Consider the following 25663-nt stretch of genomic DNA (forward strand, 5'->3'; position numbering starts at 1 on the left):
GACCCCTATGCCCAGGCTCGGAGACGACCCCTTCCTGCACGAAGGCTGCGAGATCACCGCGACCGATTTCGGCCGTTTCGTCGAGATCGGCGCCGGCTCGCGGCTGCAATTCTCGACCATCGGCGATTATTCCTACTGTGACCGTTACGCCGATATCGCCAATGCCGAGGTCGGCAAGTTCGCCAATATCGCCAGTTTCGCCCGGATCGGCCCGACCGATCACCCGATGGCGCAAGCGTCGCTGCACCACTTCCTCTACCGCTCGCCCGATTACTGGGACGATGCCGATATCGACGCCGGGTTCTTCGCCCAGCGCAAGGCGCGCCGCTCGCGGATCGGGCATGACACCTGGATCGGCCACGGGGCGGTGATCCGCCCGGAGGTGACGGTGGGCGACGGCGCGGTGGTGGCCTCGCTGGCGGTCGTCACCCGCGACGTGGCACCCTATACCATCGTCGCCGGCATCCCGGCCAAGCCGCTGCGCGCGCGTTTTCCGCAAGCCGTGGCGGAGCGGCTCATGGAGATGGCGTGGTGGGATTGGAGCCACGAAACGCTGCGCGAGCGGCTCGACGAGTTCCGCCGCCTGCCGATCGAGGCCTTCCTCGAAAAATTCGGCTGATTATTCCGCCGCCATCCCCAGCGTGGTGCGCGCGCCGAGCAGGCGCACCGCGGCCTCGCCGGAAAGATGGGCGATCCGTCCGGCCGAGATCGTCGCCTCGATGCTGCGGCTCTCGGCGTTGACCAGAACGAAGTCGGCGCGTTTGCCGGCGGCGATCTCGCCGCGGTCGTGCAGGCGCATGATCCGCGCCGGCACCGTCGAGATCATCGCCCAGGCGCGCGGCAGGCTGCGCACCCCGAGGTCGGCCAGCGTCCAGGCCGCCTCGGCGAGGCTGCGGTAATGGTAGTCCGACACCAGCACGTCGCACTGGCCCTTGGTGATCAGCGAGATCGCCGGGATGCGCCCGGCCTGCGAGCCGCCGCGCACCACGTTGGGCGCGCCCATGATCACCACGTCGCCCATCGCCCGGGCCACGGCGGCGGCACCGAAGGCGGCGGGAAACTCGGCGACATGCGCCCCGAGGATGTGGAAGCGTTCGCGGGTTTCGCCGTCGGGGTCGTCGTGGCTGCCGTAAACGATGCCGTTGCGGTCGAAGGCCTCGACCAGTCGAAGCAGGTTGCGCGGCACCTGCGCCTCGGCGGCGCGCGCCCGCTCCAGCCCCTGGCGCAGGGCTTCGAGCGGCCGGCCCTCGCGCTCGGCCCAGGCGGCCAGCTTGTGCGGCGCGCGCGCGGCCATGGTCAGGGTTTCGGGCAGGTGATTGTTGAACACCACGTAGTCGATGCCGTGGCGCAGCACCGCCGCGATCAGCCGGTCGCGGGTTTCGGGCATGTGGGTTTCGGCCCGAACCTGCAGCCGCAGGTCGATCAGCGCGCCGGGGCTGAAGCTCTCGAGTTCGAACATCAGCGCCTCGGCGAAGTCGGGGCTGCGCATGCCGCCCTCCCAGCTCCAGCCCTGCGCCAGCCAGGCGGTGGTCACGCCATGGGCGGCGGCGTCGCGCTGGGTGGCGCGCAAGCCGCTTTCGATCGGGAACGGGGCGCTGGGGCGCGGCGCGATGTGGCGCTCGAAGGCGTCGCCATGCAGGTCGATGATCCCGGGCAGGAGCAGGTAGCCGGAAAAATCGCATTCGGGCGCGCGATCATCCGAGAAGACGCCATCGGCCACCGTTACCGCCTCGCGGTGCAGCGCGCCGTCGCGAAGAAGGGTCGCGCCGGTGAGGCGCAGCGGTGGAAGCATGGACATGACGAAGCCTGCGGTTGTCTTATCACGCCTTTATAGCTGTGGATTGTATCGGGATCGTGACGTGAAATCAGTCGTTTGCGAGGCTGAGGGTGACCCTGTCGCCGGCGAACCACGTAAGCCCCCGCTCGATCCGCACGCCCTCGGGCGTGACGTTGATCGCCTCGGTGCGCAACAGCGGGTCACCCTCGCGCAGGCCGAGGTGCAGCGCCTGGGTCGGGCTGGCGCGCTCGGCGCTCACCCTGGTCTCGGCGCGCAGGTAATCAGCGATGCCGTTGCGCCGCAGGGCTTCGGTGACCGAGGATACCTCGGCCAGAGTGTCGGCGAGGCCGGGCAGGAGGCCGGCCGGGAAGGTGCTGACGAAATGCGCGAGCGCGGTGCCGTTGGCGAGCGAAAGCCCCTCGTAGACGACCACCGGCGCGCCGGGGGCGAGGCCGAGGGCGCGCGCCTCGAGCGGATCGCAGGGGCGGGTTTCGACCCGCAGCACGCGCTTCTCCGGCAACCGCCCGGAGGCGCGGATATTCTGGTGAAACCGCACCCGGCGCCCGATCGGGTAATCGGTCGGCGCGGCAGCGACGAACACGCCCGCCCCCCGGCGCGACCGCACCAGCCCGCGCTCGGCCATGTCGGCGAGCGCGCGGCGCACGGTGTGGCGGTTCACCCCGAAGCGGGCGGCGAGGGCGGCCTCGGTGGGCAGCTTGTCGCCCGCCCGGTAATGGCCCGCGCCGATCTCGGCGGCGAGCGTCGTGGCGATGGCGGTCCAGACCGGGGTGCGGGGCATATGTCACCAAAAATTCACACGCATGGGCTTGCCGGGGTGTCCCAGCATCCGGTAACATTTGTATAGTTGTATAGAAACGATGGCAAGGTGTCTGATGTCTCCGACGATACAAGACCACGCCGCGCGCAAGCGGTGGATGGGCCTGCTGGCCAAGGCCCCGCCGGCGCGGCTTTCGGCGCTGGTCGAGGCGCTGGGGCCGACGCCCGGCTTCACTTGGCTGCGTGCCCCCGAGGTCGGCGGCGTGATGATGCAGGGCCGCATGGGCGGCACCGGCGGGCGGTTCAACCTCGGCGAGACGACGGTGACGCGCTGCGCGCTCCGGCTCGACAGCGGCGAGGTGGGCCATGCCTATGTGCGCGGGCGCGACAAGGACCACGCCACCCGCGCCGCGCTGGTCGACGCGTTGATGCAGACGCCGCGGGCGGGCGCCGTCGAGGCCGCCGTGCTGACGCCGCTCGAAGCCGAGGCCGAGGCCGCGAAAGCTGCGCGCGCGGGCAAGGCGGCGGCAACGCGGGTGGATTTCTTCACCATGGTGCGGGGGGAAGACTGATGCGTGACGAGGCACTTACCGGCGGATTCGCCGATGCCCCGGTCGAGGCGGCGCGGGCCTTCCGCGCAGCGCTGTCGGCGCTGGCGCGCCCCGGCCGGATCGAAACCATCGGCGGGGCGGCGGCGCCCGCGCCGGTCTCGGAGGCCGCCGCCACCCTTTTGCTGACCCTCTGCGATGGCGAAACCCCGCTGTATCTCGCCCCGAGCCACGACAGCCCGGCTTTGCGCGAGTGGATCGCCTTCCACATCGGCGCGCCACTCACCGACCGCGCCGGGGCGGCCTTCGCGCTCGGCACCTGGGAGGCGCTCGCGCCGCTCGATACCTTCGCCCGCGGCACGTCCGATTACCCCGACCGCTCGACCACGCTGATCGTCGAGGTGCCGCGGCTCGCGCCCGAGGGCAAACGCCTGACCGGCCCCGGGATCGAGACCGAGGCGCGGCTGAACCTCCCCGAAGTGGCGGCGTTCCGCGCCAACCGCGCGGGCTTCCCGCTCGGGTGGGATTTCTTTTTCACCGCCGGCACGGCGCTCGCCGCCCTGCCGCGCAGCACCGTGGTGGAGGACGCCTGATGTATGTTGCCGTCAAGGGGGGCGAACGCGCCATCGACAATGCCCATGCCTGGCTCGCCGAGGAACGCCGCGGCGATCGGGGCGTCGCCGAGCTTTCGGTGCCGCAGATCCGCGAGCAACTGGCGCTGGCGGTGAACCGGGTGATGGCGGAGGGCTCGCTCTACGATCCCGACCTGGCCGCGCTGGCGATCAAGCAGGCGCGCGGCGACATGATCGAGGCGATCTTCCTGATCCGCGCCTATCGCACCACGCTGCCGCGCTTCGGCACCTCGCGCCCGGTGAACACCGGCGCGATGGTCTGCGACCGGCGGATCAGCGCCACCTTCAAGGACGTGCCCGGCGGGCAGGTGCTGGGGCCGACCTTCGACTACACCCACCGGCTGATCGACTTCGCGCTCGCCGCCGAGGGCGAGCCGCCGCGCGCCGCCGAGGCGCAGGCGCAGGCCGGCGAGATGCCGCGCGTCACCGATTACCTGAACCTCGACGGGCTGATCCAGCCCGAGCCGGAAGATGACGAAACCCCGCCCGACATGACCCGCGCGCCGATGGAATACCCCGCCGGCCGCGCCCTGCGGCTGCAGGCGCTCACCCGCGGCGACGAGGGCTTCGTGCTGGGCATGGCCTATTCCACCCAGCGCGGTTACGCCAAGAACCATCCCTTCGTCGGCGAGCTGCGCATCGGCACGGTGGCGGTGGAGGTGGATATCCCCGAGCTTGGCTTCGCGGTGGAGATCGGCGAGGTGGTGCTCACCGAGTGCGAAACCGTCAACCAGTTCACCGGCTCGAAGACCGAACCGGCGCAATTCACCCGTGGCTATGGCCTCGTCTTCGGCCAGTCGGAGCGCAAGGCGATCTCGATGGCGCTGGTCGACCGGGCGCTGAGGTGGCAGGAGCTGGGCGAGGACAACCTCGGCGCCCCGGCGCAGGACGAGGAATTCGTGCTCTCCCACGCCGACAACATCCAGGCGACCGGGTTTCTGGAGCATATCAAGCTGCCGCATTACGTCGATTTCCAGTCGGAGCTGGAACTGGTGCGCCGGCTGCGGGCCGAGGCCCGGGCGTCGCAGGAACGGGAGGCGGCGGAATGAAACCTTCGGTGGTGGTGTTCGACATCGGCGGCGTACTCGTCGACTGGGACCCGGCGCGGGCGTTCGAGCCGCTTCTGGGCGGCCGCGCCGAGGCCGAGGCGCTGCTCGCGCGGATCGGCTTTCATGACCTCAACGCCAAGGCCGACGCGGGCGCGCGTTTCACCGATCTCACCGCCGGGCTAGACGATGAAGGCGACCGGCGCGCCCTCGCGGCCTACGTCGGGCATTTCGCCCGCAGCGTCGAGACGGCGATCGAGGGCACCTGGGCACTGCTCGAAGACCTGCGCGGGCGCGGCGTGCCGCTGCACGCGGTCACCAACTGGTCGGCCGAGACCTGGCCGGAAGGTCTGAAAATGCACCCGCGCCTGGGCACGGCCTTCGGGGTGACGGTGGTTTCGGGCCAGGAGGGCATCGCGAAGCCCGATCCGGGCATCTTCGCGCTGCTCTGCAGCCGTGCCGGGGTGCAGCCCGGCACCTGCCTGTTCATCGACGATTCGCCCCGCAACGTCGCCGCCGCGCGCGCCTTCGGCATGGACGCGGTGCAGTTCACCGATCCGCCCGCGCTGGCGGCGGACCTGACCGAAAGGGGCCTGCTGTGAGCGCCTACAACTTCGCCTACCTCGACGAGCAGACCAAGCGGATGATCCGCCGCGCGCTGCTCAAGGGCATCGCCATTCCCGGCTACCAGGTGCCTTTCGCCAGCCGCGAAATGCCGATGCCCTATGGCTGGGGCACCGGCGGCGTGCAGGTCACCGCCGCCTGCCTGACGCCGGAGGACCGCCTCAAGGTGATCGACCAGGGCGCCGACGACACCACCAACGCGGTGTCGATCCGCAAGTTCTTCGAGACCACGGCGGGGGTGGAAACCACCGAGCGCACCCGCGCCGCGACGGTGATCCAGACCCGCCACCGGATCCCCGAAGAGCCGCTGGGGGAGGACCAGATCCTCGTCTACCAGGTGCCGATCCCGGAGCCCTTGCGCTTTCTGGAGCCGCGCGAGACCGAGACGCGGCGGATGCACGCGCTGGAGGAATACGGGCTGATGCACGTCAAGCTCTACGAAGACATCGCCCGCCACGGCGCGATCGCCACCTCCTATGCCTACCCGGTGAAGGTGGAAGGGCGTTACGTGATGGACCCTTCGCCGATCCCGAAATTCGACAACCCCAAGCTCGAAAGCGCCGCGATCCAATTGTTCGGCGCGGGCCGCGAGCAGCGGATCTACGCGATCCCGCCGCATACCAGGGTGGTCAGCCTCGATTTCGAGGATCACCCCTTCGTGGCCTCTAAGGCCGATCACGCCTGCGACCTGTGCGGCGCGGACCACAGCTATCTCGACGAGGTGATCGTCGATGATGCGGGCGGGCGGATGTTCGTCTGTTCCGACACCGATTTCTGCGCCACGCGGCAGGCCGAGGGCCACCGCGGGCGCCTCAGCCCGGAGGCCGCGGAATGACCCAGCCAGATTTCTTCGAAGAAATTTGCCAAGGATTTTCGAAAATCCCTGGCCGCCCGGAGGCCTCGGCATGACCCCGCTGCTTTCGGTGCGCGATATCGCGAAATTCTACGGCCCCCGGGTGGGCTGCGAGGGCGTGGGCTTCGATCTCTACCCCGGCGAGGTGATGGGCATCGTCGGCGAATCCGGCTCTGGCAAGTCGACGCTGCTGAACGTGCTCGCCGGGCACCTGCCGGCCGATCGCGGCGAGGTTCTGTTCGACACCCGCGCCGAGGGGTTGAAGGACACCCTGGCGATGTCGGAGTCCGAGCGGCGGATGCTCGCGCGCACCGACTGGGCCTTCGTGCACCAGAACCCGCGCGACGGGCTGCGCATGGGGGTGAGCGCCGGTGGCAACGTCGGTGAACGGCTGATGGCGGTGGGTGCGCGGCATTACGGCGAGATCCGCGGCACCGCGCTCGACTGGCTCGACCGGGTCGAGATCGAGGCCGGGCGGATCGACGACCGCCCGCGCGCCTTTTCCGGCGGGATGCAGCAGCGGCTGCAGATCGCGCGCAACCTGGTGACCGGACCGCGGCTGGTGTTCATGGACGAGCCCACCGGCGGGCTCGACGTGAGCGTGCAGGCGCGCCTTCTCGACATGCTGCGCGGGCTGGTGCGCGAAATGGGGCTTTCGGTGCTCATCGTCACCCACGATCTCGCCGTGGTGCGCCTGCTCGCCGACCGCCTTATGGTGATGAAATCGGGCCGCGTGGTCGAGGCCGGGCTGACCGACCAGGTGCTCGACGACCCCCAGCATCCCTATACCCAGCTTCTCGTTTCCTCCGTCCTGCAGGTGTGACCATGATCCGCGTCGAAAACGTCTCCAAGTCCTTCACCCTGCACAACCAGGGCAGCGCGACGATCGAGGTCATGCGCGGCGCCAGCCTCGCGGTGGCGCCGGGTGAATGCGTCGCGCTCACCGGCAATTCCGGCGCCGGCAAGTCAACGCTGATGCGGATGATCTACGGCAATTACCTCGCCGCATCGGGGAGGATCCTCGTCGGCGCGGTCGACGTGGCGCGCGCCGAGCCGCGCGAGATTCTCGCGCTGCGCCGCGCCACCCTGGGCTATGTCAGCCAGTTCCTGCGGGTGGTGCCACGGGTGCCGACGATCGAGGTGGTCGCCGAGCCGCTGCTCGCGGTGGGCACGCCGCGCGAGGCCGCGCTGGCGCGCGCCGGCGGGCTTCTGGCCCGGCTCAACATTCCCGAAACGCTGTGGGGCCTGTCGCCCACCACCTTTTCCGGCGGCGAGCAACAGCGGGTGAACATCGCCCGCGGCTTCGCCCACGACTACCCGGCGATGCTGCTCGACGAGCCCACCGCCTCGCTCGACGCGGGCAACCGCGAGACCGTGCTGGCGCTGATCGAGGAGGCCAAGGCGCGCGGCGCGGCGATCGTCGGGATCTTCCACGACGAGGCGGCGCGCGCCCGGGTGGCCGACCGCGAGATCGACGTCTCCGCCTTCACCCCGAAGGCGGCGGCATGAGCCGTATCTTCGCCATCGTCGGCCCCTCGGGCGTGGGCAAGGACAGCCTGATGCGCGCCGCGGCGGAGCGCTTGCCGGAGCTGCACCTGGTGCGCCGGGTGATCACCCGCGATCCCGACGCCGGCGGCGAGGATTTCCACGCGGTCAGCCGCAACGCCTTCCAACGCCTGCGCGCGGACGGGGCCTTCGCGCTCGACTGGGAAGCGCACGGGCTGCACTACGGCATCCCCGCCGAAGTGGAACTGCGGCTGACGCGCGGCGAGACGGTGCTGTTCAACGGCTCGCGCGCCATGCTGGGGCAGGCGGCGGCGGTGTTTCCGGCGCTGCGGGTGGTCCACGTCACCGCCCGGCCGGAGGTTCTGGCGGCACGGCTCGCCGGCCGGGGGCGCGAAACCCCGGGCGAGATCGCGGCCCGGCTCGAGCGGGCGCGGCTGGCCTTGCCCGCCGGGCTCGACGTGGCGGAGATCGACAATTCCGGCGCGCTGGAGACGGCGGCGGAGGCGCTTGTGGCGCTGCTTCAGCCGGCCAGCGCGTAGCGGTTCAGAAGATGGAACATCCCGCCCTCATCCTCGCCGAACAGGCACAGATCGGCCACCCGGAACGGCCGTGGCAGGATTGGCGCGAGCACCGGCGCGAGCGCGCGCGCGGTCTGGTCGAGGTCGGCCGCGGCGAGTCGTCCGCTGAGGGTGAGATGAAAGCGGAAATCCTCCATCACGTAAGGATAGCCCCATGCGGCGAGGTTGGCCTCCTGCCGCGGGGTGAGCTGTGCGGCCGCGCGGCGTCGGTCAAGCTCGGCGGCGGTGGGCGGCAGGCGGTGCCGGTCGAGGCCCTTGACGACCTCGGCGGCGAGGGCGGCCAGCGGCGTGGTGTCGCCCTCGGGCACCAGCGCGAGAAAGCCGCCGAGCGGGCGCAGGGCGAGCCCGTCGAGCGTGACCGGGGCGAGATGCGCGCAGAGCACGGCGAGATCGCCTTCCAGCGCGCTGCGGTCGGTGGCAAGCCGGAACGGCGGCTTGATGGTTCCGTGAAAGCCGTATTTGCGCGGCGTCGCGGTGATCTCGGCGGCGGCCATCGGCAGGCCGGGCAGGGTGACCGGCCCGGCGTGACGGCCGCGCGCGGCATCCCACCCCAGCCATTCGGCCGCGAAATCGGCCAGCGGCCCGGCCTCGGGTGCGTAGTAGACAGCGAAACGAGAATATTTTTCCATGCGCCCCCGCCTAACCGCGTTTCGTCACAATTCGGTGACACCGCAGTGGCAGTCAAGCGCGGCGAACAGCGGAGAGAGAGATGAGCGAGATGATCCTGAGCAACGCGCGGATCGTGCTGGACGACGAGGTGATCGCGGGCAGCCTGGTGCTGCGCGACGGGCGCATCGCGGCGATCGAACCGGGCGGCACGCGCGCCCCCGGCGCGATCGACCTCGACGGCGACATGCTGATCCCCGGCCTCGTCGAGCTGCACACCGACAACCTCGAACGCCACATCCAGCCGCGCCCCAAGGTCGACTGGCCGCATGCGGCCGCGATCCTCGCCCATGACGGCGAGCTGGCCAGCGTCGGCATCACCACGGTGTTCGACGCGATGCGCGTGGGCTCGATCCCGCAGGGCAAGGCCGGTTTCGTGAAATACGCGCGCAACCTCGCCAGCGAGCTTTGGGCGCTGCGCGAGGCCGGCGCGCTGCGGATCAACCATTATCTGCACCTGCGCGCCGAGGTCTGTTCCGAGACGCTGCTGGACGAGCTGGACGAATTCGGCGTCGAGGACCGGGTGGGGATCGTCAGCCTGATGGACCACACCCCCGGCCAGCGCCAGTTTCGCGATGTCTCCAAGCTCAGGCATTACGTGCAGGGCAAGCTTGGCCTGAGCGATCCCGAGTTCGACGCGCACGTGGAAGAACTCAAGGCGCTGCGCGAAACCCATGGCGACCGGCACGAGGCCGAGGCGGTGGCGGCCGCGCGGCGCTACGGCGCGGTGCTGGCAAGCCATGACGACACCACCCGCGAGCAGGTGGCTGTGAGCGCCGCCCACGGCATCCGGCTGGCCGAGTTTCCCACCACCGACGAGGCGGCGGCGGCCTGCCAGGACCACGGCATCGCGGTGATGATGGGCGCGCCGAACCTGATCCGGGGCGGGTCGCATTCCGGCAACGTCGCCGCGAAGGATCTGGCCGAGGCGGGGCTGCTCGACATCCTCTCGTCGGATTACGTGCCCTCGGCGCTGATGACCGCCGCCTTCGGTCTCGCCGATCTGTGGGAGGATACCCCGCGCGCCATCGCTACCGTCACCGCCAACCCCGCCCGGGCCGCGGGGCTCGACGATCGCGGCCGCATCGCGCCGGGGCTGCACGGCGATCTCGTGCGCGTGGCCCGCGTGCAGGACACCCCGGTTGTGCGCGGCGTCTGGTGTCACGGCCGGCAGGTCGGCTAGGGCAAGGGGCAGGGGTTCCGCCCCGATTGCCGCGCGCTTTCGGGCGCGAAAGGCGCGTGCCTGCGCCCCGGTGGCTGGACAGGAGGGGCGCGATCGTGCCCTATAAGCCCGATCGAACGCCAAACCCGCGACGAAGCCGGGGCCGGCGCAGCCAACAGGAGGACAAGGGATGAAGATGAAATCGCTGATCGCGGCCGCCGCGCTCGCGGCGCTGGCCGGCACGGCGCAAGCCGAGGTCAAGGTGGGGATGATCACCACGCTTTCGGGCGGTGGCGCCGGGCTCGGGCTTGACGTGCGCGACGGTTTCCTGCTCGCGCTCAAGCAATCGGGCCGCGACGATATCGAGATGATCATCGAGGACGACCAGCAAAAGCCCGACGTGGCGGTGCAGATCGCCGACCGGATGATCCAGGCCGAGGATGTCGACGTGCTCACCGGCATCATCTGGTCGAACCTCGCGATGGCGGTGGTGCCGGGCGCGGTGGCGCAGGGCAAGTTCTACCTCTCGCCCAACGCCGGCCCCTCGGCGCTGGCGGGCAAGGGCTGCCACCCGAATTATTTCAACGTCGCCTGGCAGAACGACAACCTGCACGAAGCGGCGGGGGCTTACGCGAATTCAGCCGGTTACACGAATTCCTTCATCCTCGCGCCGAACTACCCGGCGGGGCAGGACGCGCTCACCGGCTACAAGCGGTTCTACGAGGGCGAACTTTCGGGCGAGCTCTACACCAAGCTCGGCCAGACCGACTACGCCGCCGAGATCGCCCAGATCCGCGCCTCGGGCGCCGACAGCGTGTTCTTCTTCCTGCCCGGCGGGATGGGGATTTCGTTCCTGAAGCAATATGCCGACTCGGGCGTCGATATCCCGCTGATCGGACCGGCCTTCAGCTTCGACCAGGGCATCCTGCAGGCGGTCGGCGATGCCGCCCTCGGCGTGGTCAACACCAGCCAGTGGGCGAAGGATCTCGACAACCCGACCAACGCCGCTTTCGTCGAGAGCTTCGCGGCCGAATACGGCCGTCTGCCCTCGCTCTATGCCTCCCAGGGCTTCGACACCGCCAACCTGATGATCAGCGCGCTGGAAAAGGCCGACGTGTCGGACGTGGAAGGCTTCCGCGCCGCGCTCAAGGCGGCCGATTTCGCCTCCACGCGGGGTGATTTCGCCTTCGGGCCGAACAACCACCCGATCCAGAACATCTACGTGCGCGAGGTGATCAAGGAGGGTGACATCTACACCAACCGGACGATCGGCGTCGCCATCGAAAACCACGCCGACGCCTACGCGGCCGAGTGCGGGATGTGAACCCATCGGGCGGGCGCCCCTCCGGGTGGCCCGCCCGACCTGAGGCAGGGGCGGCATGACCTTCGTTCTCCTCGTCGAACAGGTGCTGAACGGGCTCCAGTTCGGCGTGATGCTCTTTCTGATGGCCGCGGGCCTCACGCTGATCTTCGGCGTGATGGGGCTGATCAACCTCGCCCACGGCTCGCTCTACATGGTCGGCGCCTTCGCCGCGGCGACGGTCGCGGGGGCGACGGGTTCTTTCCTGCTGGCGCTGGCGGCAAGCCTCGGGGCGGCGGCACTGGCCGGCGCGCTGGTGGAACTGACGGTGATCCGCCGCCTCTACGGGCGCGACCACCTCGACCAGGTGCTCGCCACCTTCGCGCTGATCCTGATCTTCTCCGAGGGCACGCGCTGGCTATTCGGCTCCTTCCCGCTGTATCTCGACATTCCGCCGGCGCTGTCGGGGCCGGTGGCGCTGCCCTTCGGCATCGACTACCCGCGCTACCGGCTGGCACTGATCGGCATCGGCCTCGCGGTGGCGGCGGCGCTGTTCCTGCTGATCTCGCGCACCCGGCTCGGCATCCAGATCCGCGCCGGCGAGGAAGACCGCGAGATGATCGCGGCGCTCGGGGTGGATATCTCGAAGCTCTACACGCTGGTGTTCGCCCTCGGGGCGGCGCTCGCGGGCCTTGCCGGCGCGCTGATCGGCGCGATCCAGTCGGTGCAGGTGGGCATGGGCGAGCCAGTGTTGATCCTCGCCTTCGTGGTGATCGTGATCGGCGGTATCGGCTCGATCCGCGGCGCGCTGGTCGGGGCGATCCTCGTCGGGCTGACCGACACGCTGGGGCGGGCGCTGCTGCCGGTGCTGTTCGGGCTGGTGATGGAGCCCGCCGCGGCGATGTCGGCGGGGGCGTCTCTCGCCTCGATGGCGATCTACATCCTGATGGCCGCCGTGCTGATCCTGCGCCCGCGCGGGCTGTTCGGGAGGGCCTGAGATGCGCCGTGAACACCGCCTGAACGCGCTGATCCTCGGCCTCGTGCTCGCCGTGCCGCTCTGGGCCTGGGCCACGAGCGAGCCCTTCACCATCACGCTGGCCACCCGCGCGGTGATCTTCGCCATCGCCGGCGTCGGGCTGAACCTCGCGCTCGGCACCGGCGGGCTGGTCAGCCTCGGCCATGCCGCCTTCTTCGGCATCGGCGGCTACGCGATGGGGATTCTCGCAAGCCATGCGCAGACTTACACGCCGCTCTTCGAGTGGCCCTTCGTGCTGGAGGGAACCAAGTCGATGCCGGTGATCTGGCTCCTGGCCGTCGCCGCCTCGGCCCTTGCCGCGCTGATGATCGGGGCCCTGAGTCTGCGCACCTCGGGCGTTTATTTCATCATGATTACATTGGCTTTCGGCCAGATGTTCTACTACTTCATGATCTCCTGGCCGGCCTATGGCGGCGAAGACGGTCTGTCGATCTACGTCCGCAACGGCTTTCCCGGCCTGAACACGCTCGATCCGATCCAGTTCTTCGCCCTCAGCTTCGCGATCCTCTGCGCGGTGCTCTACCTCGTCACCCGGCTGCGTGCCTCCGCCTTCGGCCTCGCCCTCGGCGCGGCGCGGCAGAACGAGGCGCGGACGCGGGCGGTGGGGATCGACCCCTACCGCGTGCGGCTCCTGGCCTTCACCCTCTCCGGCGCGATCACCGGGCTCGCCGGCGCGCTCTTCGCCGATCTCAACCGTTTCGTAAGCCCGGTGATGTTCAGCTGGCACACCAGCGGCGAGTTGATCGTCTTCATCATCCTCGGCGGCGTCGGCCGGTTGATGGGGCCGGTGCTGGGGGCGGCACTCTACGTGGCGCTGGAGCACCATCTCGGCGGGCTTTCGGACTATTGGCAGATCTATTTCGGGGCGATCCTGCTCGGCGTGGTGCTGTTCGCGCGCGGCGGGCTGATCGGGCTGATCGTTGGCCGGGAGACGGCGCATGACTGATACCCCGGTGCTCGAACTTCGCAACATCTGCAAGCGCTTCGGCGCGGTTGTGGCGAGCAACGATGTGTCGCTCGACCTCAGGCCCGGCGAGATCCACGCGCTGATCGGCCCGAACGGCGCGGGCAAGTCCACCCTGATCGCCCAGATCGCCGGCACGCTGCCCTCCGACGCGGGCCAGGTGATGTTCGAGGGCCGCGACGTGACCGGGCTCGACGCGGTGGCGCGGGCGCGCGCGGGGCTGGGGCGCACCTTCCAGATCTCTTCGCTGGCGATGGAGTTCACCGTTTTGCAAAACGCCGTGCTCGGCGCGGTGGGGCAGGCGCGCACCGCCTTCTCGCTGCTGCGTCCGGTGATGAAGGACCGGGTGCTCGTGGCGGCCGCCGAGGCCGCGCTCGAGGCGGTGGGGCTGGCCGAGTTCCGCGCCCTGCGCACCGACGAGCTTTCACACGGCCAGCGCCGCCAGCTCGAGGTGGCCGTGGCGCTCACCCTCCGCCCGCGGGCCTTCCTGATGGACGAGCCGATGGCCGGGCTCGGCATGGAGGGCACCGCGGCGATGACCGGCTTTCTCGATACCCTGCGCCAGCGCGCCCCGATCCTGCTGGTCGAGCACGACATGGACGCGGTATTCCGCCTCGCCGACCGGATCAGCGTTCTGGTCTACGGTGAGATCGTCGCCACCGGCCGCCCCGACGAGATCCGCGCCGACGCCGCGGTGCGCAGCGCCTACCTCGGGGAGGCGACCCCGTGAGCCTGTTGCGCCTCGATCACGTCTCGGCCTTCTACGGCGCCAGCCAGGCGCTGTTCGACGTGAGCCTCGCGGTGGCGCCGGGCGAGGTGGTGGCGCTGATGGGGCGCAACGGCATGGGCAAGTCGACCACCGTGAAGGTGATCTGCCGGCTGTTGCGCAATCGCGGCGGCACGGTGCTGTTCGACGGCGCCGACATGGCCGGCGTGCCCGCACACCGGGCGGCGCGCGCGGGGATCGGGCTCGTGCCCGAGGGGCGGCGCTGTTTCGGCAATCTCACGGTGCGCGAGAACCTGATCGCCGCCGCCCGCAAGGGGCCGTGGGATGAAGCCGCCGTCGCTGCGCTCTTCCCCCGCCTCGGCGAACGCTGGGGGCAACGGGCAAGCTCGCTCTCGGGCGGCGAGCAGCAGATGCTGGCGATCGGCCGCGCGCTGATGACCAACCCGCGCCTGCTGATCCTCGACGAGGCAACCGAAGGCCTCGCCCCGGTGATCCGGCAGGAAATCTGGGCCGCCATCGCCCGGCTCAGGGGTGAGACCGGGCTTGCCATCCTCGTGATCGACAAATCTCTGGCCGAACTGCGCCGGGTTGCCGATCGCGCGGTGGTGCTGGAGAAGGGCCGCTCGGTCTGGACCGGCCCGCTCGATGCGCTCAGCCCGGCGCTGGCCGAAACCTACCTCGGCGTCTGACCGTCGCAGCGCGGCGTCAGGGAGATCCATCGGCATTAACGCTCCTGCAAGGAGTGGTGGCGTAGCTTGCCCCGGCGTGCGCCTTCGCGGCCCGGTTCGCCCCGGCGTGCGAAATCGAATTTTCACGGGGTTGTTTCATGCAGCAAAACGTCACCAAGCCCCACCGCAAGATCAGGTGGAACTCGGTCTTTCTCAAGCTCTCAGGGATCATCTGGGTCAGCGCCATGCTGCTGACCGCGGTGCTGGCCTGGCATTACACGCGCGCCAACCTCGCCAGCGTGCAAAGCCAGCTCTCGGCCGAGGCGCGCAGCGTCACCGATCTGCTCGCCGAAGACTTCGGCGAGCAGATCATGCTCAACACCACCGGGCTGATGGAACGGCGGTTCCTGGAGATGACGGGGCGCGACGAGGCGGCGATGCTGCACGCGCTGGCGATCAGCGCGGACGGCGCGCCGATGCTCGCCATCGGGCTTGAGCCGGCGCACGAGGCGGCGCTTCGCGGGCTTGCCGCGCGCGCGATCGAAACCGGCGGGCTGGTGGTGTCCGACGACGGGCTGATGGTCGCCGCGCCGGCGCACGCGCCGTCGAGCGGGGTCACGGTCGGGGCGATCGCCACCAGCTGGACGGCGCAATACGCCCGCGCGGCGGTGCTGAAAACCCAGGTTCTGGTGGTGTCGATGGCCTTCGGCGCGATTTTCCTCGGCGTCGCGGTGATGTTCCTGTTCATCAGGCACTGGATCACCCGGCCGATGCTCGATCTGGCCCGGGCGGTGGATGCGGTGGCGGAAGACGAGCTTGACCGGCCCGTTGCCATGGCCGGGCGCAAGGACGAGATCGGGGATATCGCGACCTCGGTCGAATATTGCCGAAAGCGGCTCTGCGAAGGGCGCGAACACGAGCGCCTCAACCGGTTCCGCGGTGCGGCGTTTCGCGCCTCCTCCGCCGCGATCATGATGGTCGACCGTGACTTGAGGATCACCGCCGTGAATCAGAAGCTGAAGGCCATCCTGCAGGAGCGGTTGGCCGATTTCAGGACCCTGGTTGCCGACTTCGAGCCGGAGTCCGTCATCGGGCGGGAGATGGATGATTTTCACACGCCCGAGCTGCGCGAGCGGGTGCGCGCGATCCTCTTCGATCCCGCGCGAATGCCCTACAAGGCGCATATCCGCGTCGGCGAGGCGCGTTTCGAACTGATGATCACCCAGGTGGCCGGCGCCGACGGCGCGCTGGAGGGGTTCGTCGTGGAATGGGTTGACGTGACAGTTCAGTACATGAACGATGCGATCCTGAGCGCGATCGACGCCCACCAGGTGCGGGCCGAGTTCAGCCTCGACGGCACGCTGCTGTCGTCCAACGCGGAATTCGCCAAGGCGCTCGGGGCCGATCCCCAAACCCTGGTCGGGGCCTCCAGCGATGCGCTCTTCGCCTTCGACACGGCCCTCGACGACGCGCGGGGCACGGTTTTCGACCGGCTCAGAAAGGCCACCTCGGTCTATGGCAGTTTCGACCTGAAACGGGCCGATGGCGGGCGCGCGGTGATCGAGGGCAGCTTCACGCCCGTGCTCGACAAGGCCAACCGCCTGATCCGGACCGTGCTGATCGGCAACGACGTGAGCGAGGCGCGACACCAGCTCGAACAGGCGGAGACCGAGCGCCAGCGCCAGGCCGAGGCCCAGGCGCGGGTGGTCGACGCCCTGCGCAACGGCCTCGGGCGCCTCGCCGAAGGCGACCTGACCCAGAGCATCGACGAGCCGTTTCCGGAGGATTACGAACAATTGCGCCGGGATTTCAACGGCGCGGTCGATCGGCTGCACGATGCCATGCGGGGGGTCGTCGAGAACGCCGACCTGATCCGCGGCGAGGCGGCCGAGATTTCCAACGCCGCGGATGATCTTTCGGTCCGCACCGAACGGCAGGCGGCGACGCTCGAGCAGACCGCCGCGGCGCTCGACCAGCTCACCTCGTCGGTCAAGTCGGCGGCCGGGGGGGCCGAGCACGCCAATGGCCTCGTCGATACCGCGCGCAAGAACGCCGAATCCTCGGGCGAGGTGGTGCGCGGCGCCGTCGAGGCGATGAGCGAGATCGAAACCTCGTCGCAGGAGATCTCGAAGATCACCGGCGTCATCGACGATATCGCGTTCCAGACTAACCTGCTGGCGCTCAATGCCGGGGTCGAGGCCGCGCGCGCCGGTGACGCCGGGCGCGGCTTCGCGGTGGTGGCCTCGGAAGTCCGCGCCCTGGCCCAGCGGTCATCGGACGCGGCGCGCGAGATCAACGGGCTGATCTCGGCCTCGGGCCAGCAGGTGCAACGCGGCGTCGAGCTGGTGGACCGCGCGGGCGAGGCGCTGCGGGGTATCCTCGAGAGCGTGACGGAGATCAGCCGCAACGTCTCGGAAATCGCCGTGAGTTCGCGCGAACAGAGTGCCGGGCTCGCCGAGATCAACGAAGCCGTCAACCAGCTCGACCAGGTGACCCAGCAGAACGCCGCGATGTTCGAACAGACCACGGCGGCCAGTCACGCGCTGACACGCGAGGCCGAAACCCTGACCGCGTCGATGGCGCGGTTCGAGCTTTCGCGCGCGCACACCGGCGGCGGCCAGGTTGTCGAGGCGACCTTCGCCTCCCGGCGGAGCGAAACCAAGCCGCCGAAGGCCGCCGCCGCATCAGGGGCCGAGGCGATGCGCCGGCAAGGCGGCGCGGCGCTCGCGGTCGACGACGAGGACGAAGGGTGGGACGAGTTTTGACCCACCCCGCAACGCCGACGGGCGGGCGCACCGCCGGCCCGCCGGTGCGCGTGCTGATCGTGGATGATTCCGCGTCGATGCGCCGGCTGATCCGCCTCGGGCTCGACTCCGATGACCGGATCGAGATCGTGGCGGAGGCCGCCAGCGCGCAAGAGGCCCGCATGGCGATCAAGCAGCATGCCCCGGACGTGATCACGCTGGACATCGAAATGCCCGGTATGGACGGGCTTGAGTTCCTCGAGCGGATCATGCGCGCCCGGCCGATGCCGGTGATCATGATCTCGTCGATGACCTCCGCGGGCAGCCAGGCCGCGCTGCGCGCGCTGGCTCTGGGCGCCGTGGATTGCGTCGAGAAACCGCGGTTCGGCATGGCCCGGCAGACGTTCGGGGACTTGCGAGAGAAGATCGTGATCGCCGCCTCCGCACGGGTGCGCGGCGAGCAGCAGGCCCGGGCCCGCCCTGCCGCCCCGGAACCGCTGGCGGGCGATTGGAACGGCAAGAGGATCCTGATCGGCGCCTCGACCGGCGGCGTGGAGGCGATCGAGACCGTGCTGGCGAGCTTCCCCGCCGATTGCCCGCCAACGCTGATCACGCAACACATGCCGGCGCCCTTCCTTGCCGGGTTCGCCGCGCGGCTTGGCGGCCTCGTCGCCCCGCAGGTGCGGCTGGCCCGGACCGGGGATCGCCTGCGCCGCGGGCATGTCTTCATCGCGCCCGGCGGCGCGACCCACCTGGCGATCGATCCAGGCGGCGAAACGCTGCGCCTTCTCGCCGGGCCGAAGCAGTCGGGGCATCGGCCTTCGGTGGACGTGCTGTTCGAATCGGCCATCGGTGATGCCGGGCGGACCATCGCGGTGCTGTTGACCGGGATGGGGCGGGACGGCGCCGAGCAGATGAAGGCGCTCCGCCAGGCCGGGGCGCGGTGCATCGCTCAGGATCGCGCCAGCTCGGTCGTCTACGGCATGCCGCGCGTGGCCTGCGAACTGGGCGCGGCCGAAGCGGCGCTGCCACTCGAGAAGATCGCGCGCCACGTTCTGAACCTGGCGGCGGAAGCGGCCGCATGATGGCGCAGCAGAGAAGATACATCTCGCAGGGGGAATTCGCCATCGATGGCGGTGGCAACACCGTCATCGCGACGCTGCTCGGCTCATGCGTGAGCGCCTGCGTCTGGGATCACGACCGCGGTATCGGCGGAATGAACCATGTTCTGTTCATCGACGACACGGAAAACGCCGCCTCGGTCTTCGGGCACGGTGTGAACGGAATGGAACTGCTCATCAACGGCTTGCTTCGGCTCGGCGCGGATCGCGCCCGATTGCGCGCCAAGGTCTTCGGCGGCGCGCGCATGGTTGCGGGCCTGTCCGATGCGGGGGCCAAGAACGGCGCTTTCGTGCAGGACTACCTCGCGCGCGAGGGCATCGATCACGTCGCCGGCGATATCGGGGGAACGCGGGCGCGCCGCGTGGAATTCTGGCCGGGAACCGGCCGCGCACGGGTCAAGTACCTCGCGCGGGAAATTCCGGTCGAACGGGTTGTGACGGCGCCTGCGGGAATAGACCTGGAATTGTTCTGACACCGCGCCCGACCGGTGCGGGCGCGTTTCGCGGACAAGCCCGCCGTCGGGCCGTGCCGCGGGCCGCCGGTGCGCTCGGGCCGGGCAGTCGCCGGCGGGCCTGGCGGCGCGGGTCAACGCCGCGCGCACGGGAGGCAGCAGGGGCGATGCTGCCACGGGTGGATCGCGTGATTTCGGGGAGGCCGCCGCGCACCATGCGGCCGATACGCAACCCGTGTCCCGCAGCTGGCATGCGCGTCCGGAAACAACAGGGCGCTTGGAGGATGCGGCGTGTCCAGAGTGGTTGCGACGCGTTGGACCCACCGGTGCGGAGGTGTTCGCCCGGCCTGCCCGGCGTCGGGGGGCGGACGGGCGGCTTGCCGAATGCTTCAGAACCAGTCGATTCCATCGCGGCTGGTCCACCTTTGCGGCGCGGCCTGGTCTGGATCCGCGCCCCAGCCGAGGCGGGCGCGCAGGCTTTCGAGCCGGATCGCCTGGCCGGCCGCGGCAAGGTCGAGGTCGCGGCCCCGGCCAGCGGGCGCGGCGACCGCCAGGATCCGGCTGACATCCTCGAGCGATTGTTGCAGCCGATCGACATCCTGCAGCATGTGGATTTCCTCGCCGAGATCGGGGTGGTCCAGTTTCGCCAACAGGCTGGACATGGCGTGCTGCAGCCCGGCGCAGCTCATCGCCGCGCGCTCGAGTTCGGTCGACAGCCGCGCCAGCGTCGCGCCGAGATCGGCACCCGGATCGGTGTGACCCTGCAGATCGTTCATCCGGTGCATCGTCGACCCCTACAATCTGCCCACGATCGCCTCGATCGCCGCCCGCAATTGCGGCGGCTGGAAAGGCTTGGGCACGAAATTGTTCATCCCGAGTTGCTTGCCCTGTTCGATCAGTTGCCGGTCGGCCTTGCCGGTGATCAACAGGAAGCCGACGGTGCGGGTCGCGGGGCCGCTTCTGAGGGCGTGCAGCAATTGCAGCCCGTTCATGCCGGGCATGTTCATGTCGGAGACCACCAGGTGCACCGGCCATGCCGCGATCTTCGCCAGGGCTTCGGGGCCATCGCGGGCGCTCTCGACCTGGCGGATGCCGAAACTGTCGAGCGCCTGGGTGATCAGGCCACGGCTGGTGGACATGTCGTCAACGACGATGATCCTGAGTTGGTCGCGCAAGGCCAATCGCTGTCCTTTCGGTCAAGTCGGTTTGATGGGGGCGGCGGCGGATACCGGCACGCCGGAGCGTCTGTAGGCGGTCACGCCCCGGTTCTCGAAAAACGGGCGCGCGCTGGCCGAAAGCCGCTCCGAGTGCCCCAGGAAGAGCCAGCCATCGGCGCGCAGGGCGGCGGCGAAGCGGGGCCAGAGCCGCTCCTGCGTCGGCGCATCGAAATAGATCACCACGTTGCGGCAGAAGATCGCGTCGAACGCGCCGCGCATCGGCCAGTCGTCGAGCAGGTTGAGGACGCGGAACCGGGTCAGGCGGCGCAGGGCGGGCCCGGCGGTCCAGAACGGCTCCGTCGGACTGTCGCCAAGGTCGAAATAGGCCGCGCGGAGGGATTCGGGAATGTTTTCGACCATCGCCTGCGGGTAGCGGCCGAGCCGGGCGTGGGAGACCACCGCTGCGTCGATATCGGTGGCCAGGACCCGGACATCCGCGTCCGGCGAGATGCCGGCTTCGAGCAGGGTCATGGCGATGGAATAGGGTTCCTGCCCGTTGGCGCAGCCGGCCGACCAGATCCGCACCCGGCCGCCGGTTTGCGCCGCGTCGGCGAGCGCGGCGAGGGTTTCCTCGCGCAGGATGTCGAAATGATGCTGTTCGCGGAAGAAATGCGACACGTTGGTGGTGAGCGCCGAGATCATCGCGGCGAGCTCGGCCTTGCCGTCCGCGCCGCTCACCAGGTCGCAATAGGCGTCGAAGTCCGGCAGGCCGAGCAGGCGAAGCCGGCGCGACAGCCGGGTGCGCACCATGGCGGATTTGCCCGGCGCGATGTCGAGCCCGGCCTCGCGGCGGGCCAGCGCCGAGATCCGGGCGAGGGCCGCGGCGTTGAGCTCGTGGCTGCCGGCGCCGGGCCGATGGTCTGTGCGCGCCTCGATCACGCGGCTTGCTCTCCGATCGAAGACAGCACGCTGTCGAGATCGAGCACCCGGATCATCCTGTCGTTGACGATGGTGAGCGCGGAGACGAAGCCTCGCCCGGAATCCGCCGGCATTTCCGGCGGCGGCTGCAGTTCGGCCTCGGGCAGGGCGAGAATGTCGGAGACGGCATCGACCATCAGGCCCATGGTGCGCCCCTTGGTCGAGACCACGATGATGACGCTGCGCGGCGCATCCTCGGCTGCGGCGATCTCGAGCCTCGAGGAGAGGTCCATGATCGGAAGCACCGCGCCGCGCAGGTTGATCACGCCGCGCATGTAGGGCGGCGAGTGCGGCAGGGGGGTGGCCCGCGTGCCGCCGCGGATCTCGCGCACCGACATGATGTCGACGCAGTAATCCTGGCCGGCGACGAGAAACGACAACAATTCAACGACGGTGTCGTCGGCCCGGTTTTCTTGTGGATTGATCGGATCACTCATGCTGTGAGACCTGTGTTTTCGGGAAGGGGCTTGGGGTCGGTTGCGGGTTTGGGTTGGCGGGTTCGCCCATCGGCGCGGGCGACGAGATCGACCGGGTCGAGGATCAGGGCGATCTGGCCATCGCCGAGGATGGTGGCGGCCGCGATCCGGGGCACGCGGCCGTAGCTGTCGTGCAGGCCCTTGATGACCACCTGCCTCTGGTCTTCGATCGCATCGACGACCACGGCGGCGCTGGCGCCGTCTTCCTGCCCGATCAGCAGCACGATCTGGCCGGTGTAGTCGTCGAGCGGCGCGCGGTAGCCCAGTTCGGCGCCGAGGTCGAACAGCGGCAGGAAACGCTCCCGGATGCGCACCACTTGCGTGGTCGGGCCCAGGCTGCGGATATCCTGCGGGCCGAGGGCGAGGGTTTCGAGGATGGCGTTGAGCGGCACCACGATGGTTTCGCCGGCGACACGCACGACCATCCCGTCAAGAACCGCGAGCGTGAGCGGCAGCGAGATCGAGAAGCTGGTTCCCTCGCCCCGCGCCGAGGTGATCGATATCCGCCCGCCGAGCGCCTGGATCGCGTTGCGCACCACGTCCATCCCGACGCCGCGCCCGGACAGGCTGGAGACCTCGTCGGCGGTGGAGAAGCCGGGCAGGAAGAGCAGGTTGTCGATCTCCTGGTCCGACAACTGGCTGTCGGGCTCGATCAAACCGCGGGCGATGGCCTTGGCGAGAACCTTTTCACGGTCGATCCCGCCGCCATCGTCGGCGACCTCGATCACGATCCGGCCGGAGCGATGAAAGGCGCGCAGGTGAACCGTGCCGACGCGCGATTTGCCCTGTGCCTCGCGGGCCTCGCCGCTTTCGAGCCCGTGATCGACGGCGTTGCGGATCATGTGGGTGAGCGGGTCCGCGAGCCGTTCGATCACCGTCTTGTCGACCTCGGTGTTCTCGCCCTCGGTGCGCAGCCGCACCTCCTTGCCGATCGTGGCCGAGGCCTCCCGCACGATCCGGGCCATGCGCTGGAACAGGGATTTGACCGGTTGCGCCCGGATCATCATAACGCTTTCCTGGATGTCGCGCGTGAGCTGGAGAAACTCCTCCAGCCCGGCGCGGACCGGCGAGTTCGGCGGGATACCGGCCGCCTCGACGCTTTGCGACAGCATCGCCTGGTTGATCACGATCTCGCCCACCAGGTTCACCAGCCGGTCGATCCGTTCGAGATCGACCCGAACCGTGGCGCGCGGCGTGGCGGCGGCGGGGCCGGGGTTGCCGGCCTCGGGCGTCGCGGTGGCTGGCGGCGGTGCGGGGTCGGCTTCGGGCGGAGGTTCCCGGCCCGCGGTCCCGGGCGGCGCGGCGTCGGGCGCGGCCCCGAGAGCCTCCGGATCGGGCAGGGCGATCACCGGGGCCTCCGAAAGCGGGCGGATCTCGAGCTGGCAGAGGTCTTCGACGAAGTCGAAGCATTCGCGGATCGCCGCCTCGCCTTCGGTGGTGGAAAGCTCGAACGCCCACCAGGCATGGGGCGCCTCGGGATCTTCGATCGCGTCGAGCGGCGGCACCTCGTCGTCGTGGCACAGCACGGTGAGCGCGCCGAGGTCGCGCAGGGCGCGAAACAGGAAGAGCGGTTCGTTGCCGCTTTCGAACAGCGCCCTGGTGGGGTGGAAGCGGATCGACCATGTCGCGGTGTCGGCCTGTTGTTCGGCGCCGTCGTCGAGCCCGAGGTCGAGCGCCAGGGTCAGCGGCTGGAAATCGAGCGCGTCGGTGTCCGCCTCGCCCGGCGCGTCCGCGGCCGGCACCAGCCGGTCGAGCGCGTCGCGCACCGGCGAGATGCGGGCCTCGTCGGTTTCGAGGCCGTCGCGGCTGTCGCGGACGAGATCGGCGAGGATGTCGCTGCCGGTGAAAAACAGCCGCAGCACCTCGCCGTCGGCGGTGAGGCGGCCGCTGCGCACCTCGTCGAGCGCGGTTTCGAACCGGTGGGCGAAGCCGACCAGCGCATCGAGGCCGAAGGCGCCGGCGCCGCCCTTGATCGAGTGAACCGCGCGAAACACGGTGTTGACGGTTTCGCCATCGCCGCTGCCCTCGTCGATGGCCTGCAGGCCATCCTGCATCGCTTCGAGCAGCTCATCGCATTCGATGAAGAACGACGCGCGGATTTCTGCCATCGGATCGGTCATGCCATCACCCCGCGACCATTCTGAGCGCCTTGACCAGTTTCTCCGGGTCGAAGGGCTTGACGATCCAGCCGGTCGCGCCGGCGGCGCGGGCGCGGGCCTTGAGTTCGGTGGCGCTCTCGGTGGTGAGCACGAGGATCGGCACCGCGCGCAGCGCCTCGCGGCCGCGCACCGCGTCGATAAAGCCGAAGCCGTCCATCCTCGGCATGTTGATATCGGTGATGATCGCGTCGGGCGGCGGTAGGTCGTCGAGCCGTTCGAGCCCGTGCACACCGTCTTCCGCCAGGTGCGCCTCGATCCCGGCGCCGGTGAGGGCGAGGCGCAGCATGTCGCGCATCGTGCGGCTGTCATCCACCGCGAGCACCCGCATGGTCATGGTTGCGCCTCCCAGGTGGTCAGGGTTTCCGGCGTGAACCCGAGTAGGCCCAGCTGATCGGCGAGATCTATCGAGGCGTTTTCGAAGCCGAGCGCGTGGCCGTCCTCGGCCCATGCGCGCGCGGCGGCGCGAATCGCCTGCACCGCCAGCGCGCCGATCTGTGTCACCTCGGCGGCGTCGAGCACGAGATCGCCGCCGCGGTGGGCCTTGAGCGCCTCGACGAGCGGCGCGGTGGCGCGCAGATCAAGGCGCGGTTCGAGGGAGAGAACCGGCCCGCTCATGGCCGACCCCCAAGGCTTGCGGAAAGCTCAAGCTGCACGATTTGCCCCTTCTTCATCCGTCCGGTCGCACCGGCATACGGCAGGGGGCGTTAAGATTGGCTTACCGTGAAAGCAGGTTCATCGCGGAAGCCGCGCGGCGAGGTGATGGGCGCAGCCGGTGAGGGCGGCGTAATCGTCCTCGATCACGTGAACGGCGAAGTTCTTCATGAAGCCGGCGAAGCGGCCCTTGTCGCGCATCGCCTCGGCATAGCCGAAGCGACCAAGCCAGGGCGTGACGGCGCGGGCCATGCCGCCGATCAGGAAGATGCCGCCGAAGGGCAGGTGGATCAGCGAGAGGTTTCCCGTCACCGTGCCGAGGATCTTCACGAAAAGCCGCATGGTTTCCTCCGCGACGGGGTCGTTGCCGGCCTCCAGCGCCGCGAAAACCTCGGCGCTCGACACTTCGCGCGGCTGGCCGCCTCGGCGGGCGAGCCAGCTGTAGGTGTGCACGAGGCCGCGCCCCGAAAGCACCTCTTCGACCGAGGGGAAGCCGTGCACGGTTTCCAGCTCGCGGCACAGCTCCAGCTCTTCCTCGGTGCGGATCGGCAGGTTGGCGTGGCCGGCTTCCGCCGGCGGCACGAAGCGCCCCCCCGGCGCCTCGTAGACCGGCGCGCAGTTGAACCCGGTGCCGAGCCCGATCACCAGCCGCGTGGCCTGCGGCCCGCCCTCTGGGCCCTCCACCAGCGTGGTGAGCGCGCCGGCGTCGAGATGGCCGAGTGCGTGGCCCTGGGCCTGCAGATCGTTCAGAACCGCCACCGTCTCGGCATGCGCCGCGCGCGCCACGGTGGCGGCGTCGATCGTCCAGTCGAGGTTGGTGAGATTGGCGACGCCATCGCGCACCGGCCCGGCGGCGGCGACGCAGGCGCCGACGCAATCGGGGTTGCCCTCCTCGGCGAGGAAGGCGCTCAGCACCGTCTCCAGCCCGGGGTAGTCGGCGTTGCGGTAGCGCCGGATCGTCTCGGGCAGAAGCTCGGTGCCGCGGGCCAGCGCCACGCGGGTGTTGGTGCCGCCGATATCGGCCAGCAGCGAGTAGGTGTTGGCGGGAGCCTTGGCCATGG

29 protein-coding genes are annotated in these 25663 nt (G+C 69.7%); 18 read left to right on the forward strand and 11 right to left on the reverse strand.

The genetic code is table 11. The annotated features are described in order from the left end of the window. The first annotated feature begins 7 nt into the window (after positions 1–7). The gene (locus IEW01_RS07190; protein WP_188526940.1) at positions 8–619 is read left to right on the forward strand and encodes an LbetaH domain-containing protein; all 612 of its coding nucleotides are present in this window, start codon (positions 8–10) and stop codon (positions 617–619) included. On the opposite strand, the gene IEW01_RS07195 is transcribed toward IEW01_RS07190, so the two are convergent. Further along, positions 620–1798 carry an alpha-D-ribose 1-methylphosphonate 5-triphosphate diphosphatase gene (locus IEW01_RS07195; RefSeq protein ID WP_188526941.1) on the reverse strand — a complete coding sequence of 393 codons (1179 nt, stop codon included), beginning with the start codon at positions 1796–1798 and terminating at the stop codon, positions 620–622. A 67-nt stretch (positions 1799–1865) separates the two neighbouring features. Further along, complete coding sequence (phnF, locus tag IEW01_RS07200) at positions 1866–2576, reverse strand: phosphonate metabolism transcriptional regulator PhnF (protein ID WP_188526942.1); 711 nt, start codon at positions 2574–2576, stop codon at positions 1866–1868. Positions 2577–2670: 94 nt separating this feature from the next. On the opposite strand from phnF, the gene phnG reads away from it, so the two are divergent. The 8 genes from phnG (at position 2671) to phnN (ending at position 8302) form a co-directional block, all read left to right on the forward strand. Continuing rightward, the gene (gene phnG, locus IEW01_RS07205; protein ID WP_188526943.1) at positions 2671–3126 is read left to right on the forward strand and encodes a phosphonate C-P lyase system protein PhnG; all 456 of its coding nucleotides are present in this window, start codon (positions 2671–2673) and stop codon (positions 3124–3126) included. Continuing rightward, the gene (gene phnH / locus IEW01_RS07210) at positions 3126–3695 is read left to right on the forward strand and encodes a phosphonate C-P lyase system protein PhnH (RefSeq protein WP_188526944.1); all 570 of its coding nucleotides are present in this window, start codon (positions 3126–3128) and stop codon (positions 3693–3695) included. The genes phnG and phnH overlap by 1 nt, the downstream gene beginning before the upstream one ends. Then, the gene (locus tag IEW01_RS07215) at positions 3695–4783 is read left to right on the forward strand and encodes a carbon-phosphorus lyase complex subunit (protein WP_188526945.1); all 1089 of its coding nucleotides are present in this window, start codon (positions 3695–3697) and stop codon (positions 4781–4783) included. The genes phnH and IEW01_RS07215 overlap by 1 nt, the downstream gene beginning before the upstream one ends. Beyond that, entirely contained in the window at positions 4780–5382 is a 603-nt protein-coding gene (locus IEW01_RS07220) for an HAD family hydrolase (RefSeq protein ID WP_188526946.1), read from the forward strand. Before IEW01_RS07215 ends, IEW01_RS07220 begins: the two co-directional genes overlap by 4 nt. Then, positions 5379–6239 carry an alpha-D-ribose 1-methylphosphonate 5-phosphate C-P-lyase PhnJ gene (locus IEW01_RS07225; RefSeq protein WP_188526947.1) on the forward strand — a complete coding sequence of 287 codons (861 nt, stop codon included), beginning with the start codon at positions 5379–5381 and terminating at the stop codon, positions 6237–6239. Before IEW01_RS07220 ends, IEW01_RS07225 begins: the two co-directional genes overlap by 4 nt. Positions 6240–6309: 70 nt before the next feature. Further along, entirely contained in the window at positions 6310–7080 is a 771-nt protein-coding gene (phnK, locus tag IEW01_RS07230; RefSeq protein WP_188526948.1) for a phosphonate C-P lyase system protein PhnK, read from the forward strand. Positions 7081–7082: 2 nt separating this feature from the next. Then, entirely contained in the window at positions 7083–7766 is a 684-nt protein-coding gene (gene phnL, locus IEW01_RS07235) for a phosphonate C-P lyase system protein PhnL (protein ID WP_188526949.1), read from the forward strand. Next, a complete protein-coding gene (phnN, locus tag IEW01_RS07240) occupies positions 7763–8302 on the forward strand; it encodes a phosphonate metabolism protein/1,5-bisphosphokinase (PRPP-forming) PhnN (RefSeq protein ID WP_188526950.1) in 540 nt (179 codons plus the stop codon). The genes phnL and phnN overlap by 4 nt, the downstream gene beginning before the upstream one ends. On the opposite strand, the gene IEW01_RS07245 is transcribed toward phnN, so the two are convergent. Further along, a complete protein-coding gene (locus IEW01_RS07245; protein ID WP_188526951.1) occupies positions 8284–8970 on the reverse strand; it encodes a DUF1045 domain-containing protein in 687 nt (228 codons plus the stop codon). The genes phnN and IEW01_RS07245 overlap by 19 nt on opposite strands. Positions 8971–9050: 80 nt before the next feature. On the opposite strand from IEW01_RS07245, the gene IEW01_RS07250 reads away from it, so the two are divergent. From IEW01_RS07250 to IEW01_RS07290, 9 genes are all read left to right on the forward strand, one after another. Continuing rightward, positions 9051–10190, forward strand: coding sequence for an alpha-D-ribose 1-methylphosphonate 5-triphosphate diphosphatase (locus IEW01_RS07250; protein ID WP_188526952.1), 1140 nt, complete (start codon positions 9051–9053; stop codon positions 10188–10190). Positions 10191–10359: 169 nt separating this feature from the next. After that, positions 10360–11493 (forward strand): ABC transporter substrate-binding protein, encoded by a 1134-nt coding sequence (locus IEW01_RS07255; RefSeq protein WP_188526953.1) that lies wholly within the window; start codon positions 10360–10362, stop codon positions 11491–11493. A 55-nt stretch (positions 11494–11548) separates the two neighbouring features. After that, the gene (locus IEW01_RS07260) at positions 11549–12466 is read left to right on the forward strand and encodes a branched-chain amino acid ABC transporter permease (protein WP_188526954.1); all 918 of its coding nucleotides are present in this window, start codon (positions 11549–11551) and stop codon (positions 12464–12466) included. A gap of 1 nt (position 12467) precedes the next feature. Continuing rightward, the gene (locus tag IEW01_RS07265; protein ID WP_188526955.1) at positions 12468–13451 is read left to right on the forward strand and encodes a branched-chain amino acid ABC transporter permease; all 984 of its coding nucleotides are present in this window, start codon (positions 12468–12470) and stop codon (positions 13449–13451) included. Further along, positions 13444–14199: an ABC transporter ATP-binding protein gene (locus tag IEW01_RS07270; protein WP_188526956.1), complete on the forward strand. Its 756-nt coding sequence runs from the start codon at positions 13444–13446 to the stop codon at positions 14197–14199. Before IEW01_RS07265 ends, IEW01_RS07270 begins: the two co-directional genes overlap by 8 nt. Continuing rightward, positions 14196–14885 carry an ABC transporter ATP-binding protein gene (locus IEW01_RS07275; RefSeq protein ID WP_188526957.1) on the forward strand — a complete coding sequence of 230 codons (690 nt, stop codon included), beginning with the start codon at positions 14196–14198 and terminating at the stop codon, positions 14883–14885. Before IEW01_RS07270 ends, IEW01_RS07275 begins: the two co-directional genes overlap by 4 nt. Positions 14886–15022: 137 nt before the next feature. Then, positions 15023–17629 carry a methyl-accepting chemotaxis protein gene (locus tag IEW01_RS07280; protein ID WP_188526958.1) on the forward strand — a complete coding sequence of 869 codons (2607 nt, stop codon included), beginning with the start codon at positions 15023–15025 and terminating at the stop codon, positions 17627–17629. Next, complete coding sequence (locus IEW01_RS07285) at positions 17614–18693, forward strand: protein-glutamate methylesterase/protein-glutamine glutaminase (RefSeq protein WP_229738134.1); 1080 nt, start codon at positions 17614–17616, stop codon at positions 18691–18693. Before IEW01_RS07280 ends, IEW01_RS07285 begins: the two co-directional genes overlap by 16 nt. Beyond that, entirely contained in the window at positions 18690–19202 is a 513-nt protein-coding gene (locus tag IEW01_RS07290; RefSeq protein ID WP_229738135.1) for a chemotaxis protein CheD, read from the forward strand. Before IEW01_RS07285 ends, IEW01_RS07290 begins: the two co-directional genes overlap by 4 nt. A 368-nt stretch (positions 19203–19570) precedes the next feature. Here IEW01_RS07290 and IEW01_RS07295 read toward each other — a convergent pair whose 3' ends face one another. The 8 genes from IEW01_RS07295 to IEW01_RS07330 form a co-directional block, all read right to left on the reverse strand. Continuing rightward, complete coding sequence (locus tag IEW01_RS07295) at positions 19571–19966, reverse strand: DUF8776 family protein (RefSeq protein WP_229738136.1); 396 nt, start codon at positions 19964–19966, stop codon at positions 19571–19573. A gap of 9 nt (positions 19967–19975) precedes the next feature. Beyond that, positions 19976–20362, reverse strand: coding sequence for a response regulator (locus IEW01_RS07300; protein ID WP_188526961.1), 387 nt, complete (start codon positions 20360–20362; stop codon positions 19976–19978). 15 nt (positions 20363–20377) lie between these two features. After that, the gene (locus IEW01_RS07305; protein ID WP_229738137.1) at positions 20378–21277 is read right to left on the reverse strand and encodes a CheR family methyltransferase; all 900 of its coding nucleotides are present in this window, start codon (positions 21275–21277) and stop codon (positions 20378–20380) included. Beyond that, the gene (locus IEW01_RS07310) at positions 21274–21753 is read right to left on the reverse strand and encodes a chemotaxis protein CheW (protein ID WP_188526962.1); all 480 of its coding nucleotides are present in this window, start codon (positions 21751–21753) and stop codon (positions 21274–21276) included. Before IEW01_RS07310 ends, IEW01_RS07305 begins: the two co-directional genes overlap by 4 nt. After that, complete coding sequence (locus IEW01_RS07315) at positions 21750–23912, reverse strand: chemotaxis protein CheA (protein WP_188526963.1); 2163 nt, start codon at positions 23910–23912, stop codon at positions 21750–21752. Before IEW01_RS07315 ends, IEW01_RS07310 begins: the two co-directional genes overlap by 4 nt. 4 nt (positions 23913–23916) lie before the next feature. Next, positions 23917–24285 (reverse strand): response regulator, encoded by a 369-nt coding sequence (locus IEW01_RS07320; protein ID WP_188526964.1) that lies wholly within the window; start codon positions 24283–24285, stop codon positions 23917–23919. Next, on the reverse strand, positions 24282–24566 hold the full coding sequence (locus tag IEW01_RS07325; protein ID WP_188526965.1) for an STAS domain-containing protein: 285 nt from the start codon (positions 24564–24566) through the stop codon (positions 24282–24284). Before IEW01_RS07325 ends, IEW01_RS07320 begins: the two co-directional genes overlap by 4 nt. 117 nt (positions 24567–24683) lie before the next feature. Beyond that, the gene (locus tag IEW01_RS07330) at positions 24684–25661 is read right to left on the reverse strand and encodes a glucokinase (protein WP_188526966.1); all 978 of its coding nucleotides are present in this window, start codon (positions 25659–25661) and stop codon (positions 24684–24686) included. Positions 25662–25663: the final 2 nt, after the last annotated feature.

It is taken from the genome of Sinisalibacter lacisalsi (assembly GCF_014640115.1).
GTDB classification, from domain to species: domain Bacteria; phylum Pseudomonadota; class Alphaproteobacteria; order Rhodobacterales; family Rhodobacteraceae; genus Sinisalibacter; species Sinisalibacter lacisalsi.

Bases quoted from the DNA above. Each gene is read 5' to 3' on its own strand.
- phnN (WP_188526950.1), top strand. From the start codon at position 7,763: ATGAGCCGTATCTTCGCCATCGTCGGCCCCTCGGGCGTGGGCAAGGAC.
- IEW01_RS07290 (WP_229738135.1), top strand. From the start codon at position 18,690: ATGATGGCGCAGCAGAGAAGATACATCTCGCAGGGGGAATTCGCCATC.
- IEW01_RS07310 (WP_188526962.1), bottom strand. From the start codon at position 21,753: ATGAGTGATCCGATCAATCCACAAGAAAACCGGGCCGACGACACCGTC.
- IEW01_RS07315 (WP_188526963.1), bottom strand. From the start codon at position 23,912: ATGACCGATCCGATGGCAGAAATCCGCGCGTCGTTCTTCATCGAATGC.
- phnL (WP_188526949.1), top strand. From the start codon at position 7,083: ATGATCCGCGTCGAAAACGTCTCCAAGTCCTTCACCCTGCACAACCAG.
- IEW01_RS07255 (WP_188526953.1), top strand. From the start codon at position 10,360: ATGAAGATGAAATCGCTGATCGCGGCCGCCGCGCTCGCGGCGCTGGCC.
- IEW01_RS07260 (WP_188526954.1), top strand. From the start codon at position 11,549: ATGACCTTCGTTCTCCTCGTCGAACAGGTGCTGAACGGGCTCCAGTTC.
- IEW01_RS07220 (WP_188526946.1), top strand. From the start codon at position 4,780: ATGAAACCTTCGGTGGTGGTGTTCGACATCGGCGGCGTACTCGTCGAC.
- IEW01_RS07320 (WP_188526964.1), bottom strand. From the start codon at position 24,285: ATGACCATGCGGGTGCTCGCGGTGGATGACAGCCGCACGATGCGCGAC.
- IEW01_RS07190 (WP_188526940.1), top strand. From the start codon at position 8: ATGCCCAGGCTCGGAGACGACCCCTTCCTGCACGAAGGCTGCGAGATC.
- phnG (WP_188526943.1), top strand. From the start codon at position 2,671: ATGTCTCCGACGATACAAGACCACGCCGCGCGCAAGCGGTGGATGGGC.
- IEW01_RS07265 (WP_188526955.1), top strand. From the start codon at position 12,468: ATGCGCCGTGAACACCGCCTGAACGCGCTGATCCTCGGCCTCGTGCTC.
- IEW01_RS07250 (WP_188526952.1), top strand. From the start codon at position 9,051: ATGAGCGAGATGATCCTGAGCAACGCGCGGATCGTGCTGGACGACGAG.
- phnK (WP_188526948.1), top strand. From the start codon at position 6,310: ATGACCCCGCTGCTTTCGGTGCGCGATATCGCGAAATTCTACGGCCCC.
- IEW01_RS07330 (WP_188526966.1), bottom strand. From the start codon at position 25,661: ATGGCCAAGGCTCCCGCCAACACCTACTCGCTGCTGGCCGATATCGGC.
- IEW01_RS07215 (WP_188526945.1), top strand. From the start codon at position 3,695: ATGTATGTTGCCGTCAAGGGGGGCGAACGCGCCATCGACAATGCCCAT.
- IEW01_RS07280 (WP_188526958.1), top strand. From the start codon at position 15,023: ATGCAGCAAAACGTCACCAAGCCCCACCGCAAGATCAGGTGGAACTCG.
- phnH (WP_188526944.1), top strand. From the start codon at position 3,126: ATGCGTGACGAGGCACTTACCGGCGGATTCGCCGATGCCCCGGTCGAG.
- IEW01_RS07270 (WP_188526956.1), top strand. From the start codon at position 13,444: ATGACTGATACCCCGGTGCTCGAACTTCGCAACATCTGCAAGCGCTTC.
- IEW01_RS07295 (WP_229738136.1), bottom strand. From the start codon at position 19,966: ATGCACCGGATGAACGATCTGCAGGGTCACACCGATCCGGGTGCCGAT.
- phnF (WP_188526942.1), bottom strand. From the start codon at position 2,576: ATGCCCCGCACCCCGGTCTGGACCGCCATCGCCACGACGCTCGCCGCC.
- IEW01_RS07245 (WP_188526951.1), bottom strand. From the start codon at position 8,970: ATGGAAAAATATTCTCGTTTCGCTGTCTACTACGCACCCGAGGCCGGG.
- IEW01_RS07195 (WP_188526941.1), bottom strand. From the start codon at position 1,798: ATGTCCATGCTTCCACCGCTGCGCCTCACCGGCGCGACCCTTCTTCGC.
- IEW01_RS07325 (WP_188526965.1), bottom strand. From the start codon at position 24,566: ATGAGCGGGCCGGTTCTCTCCCTCGAACCGCGCCTTGATCTGCGCGCC.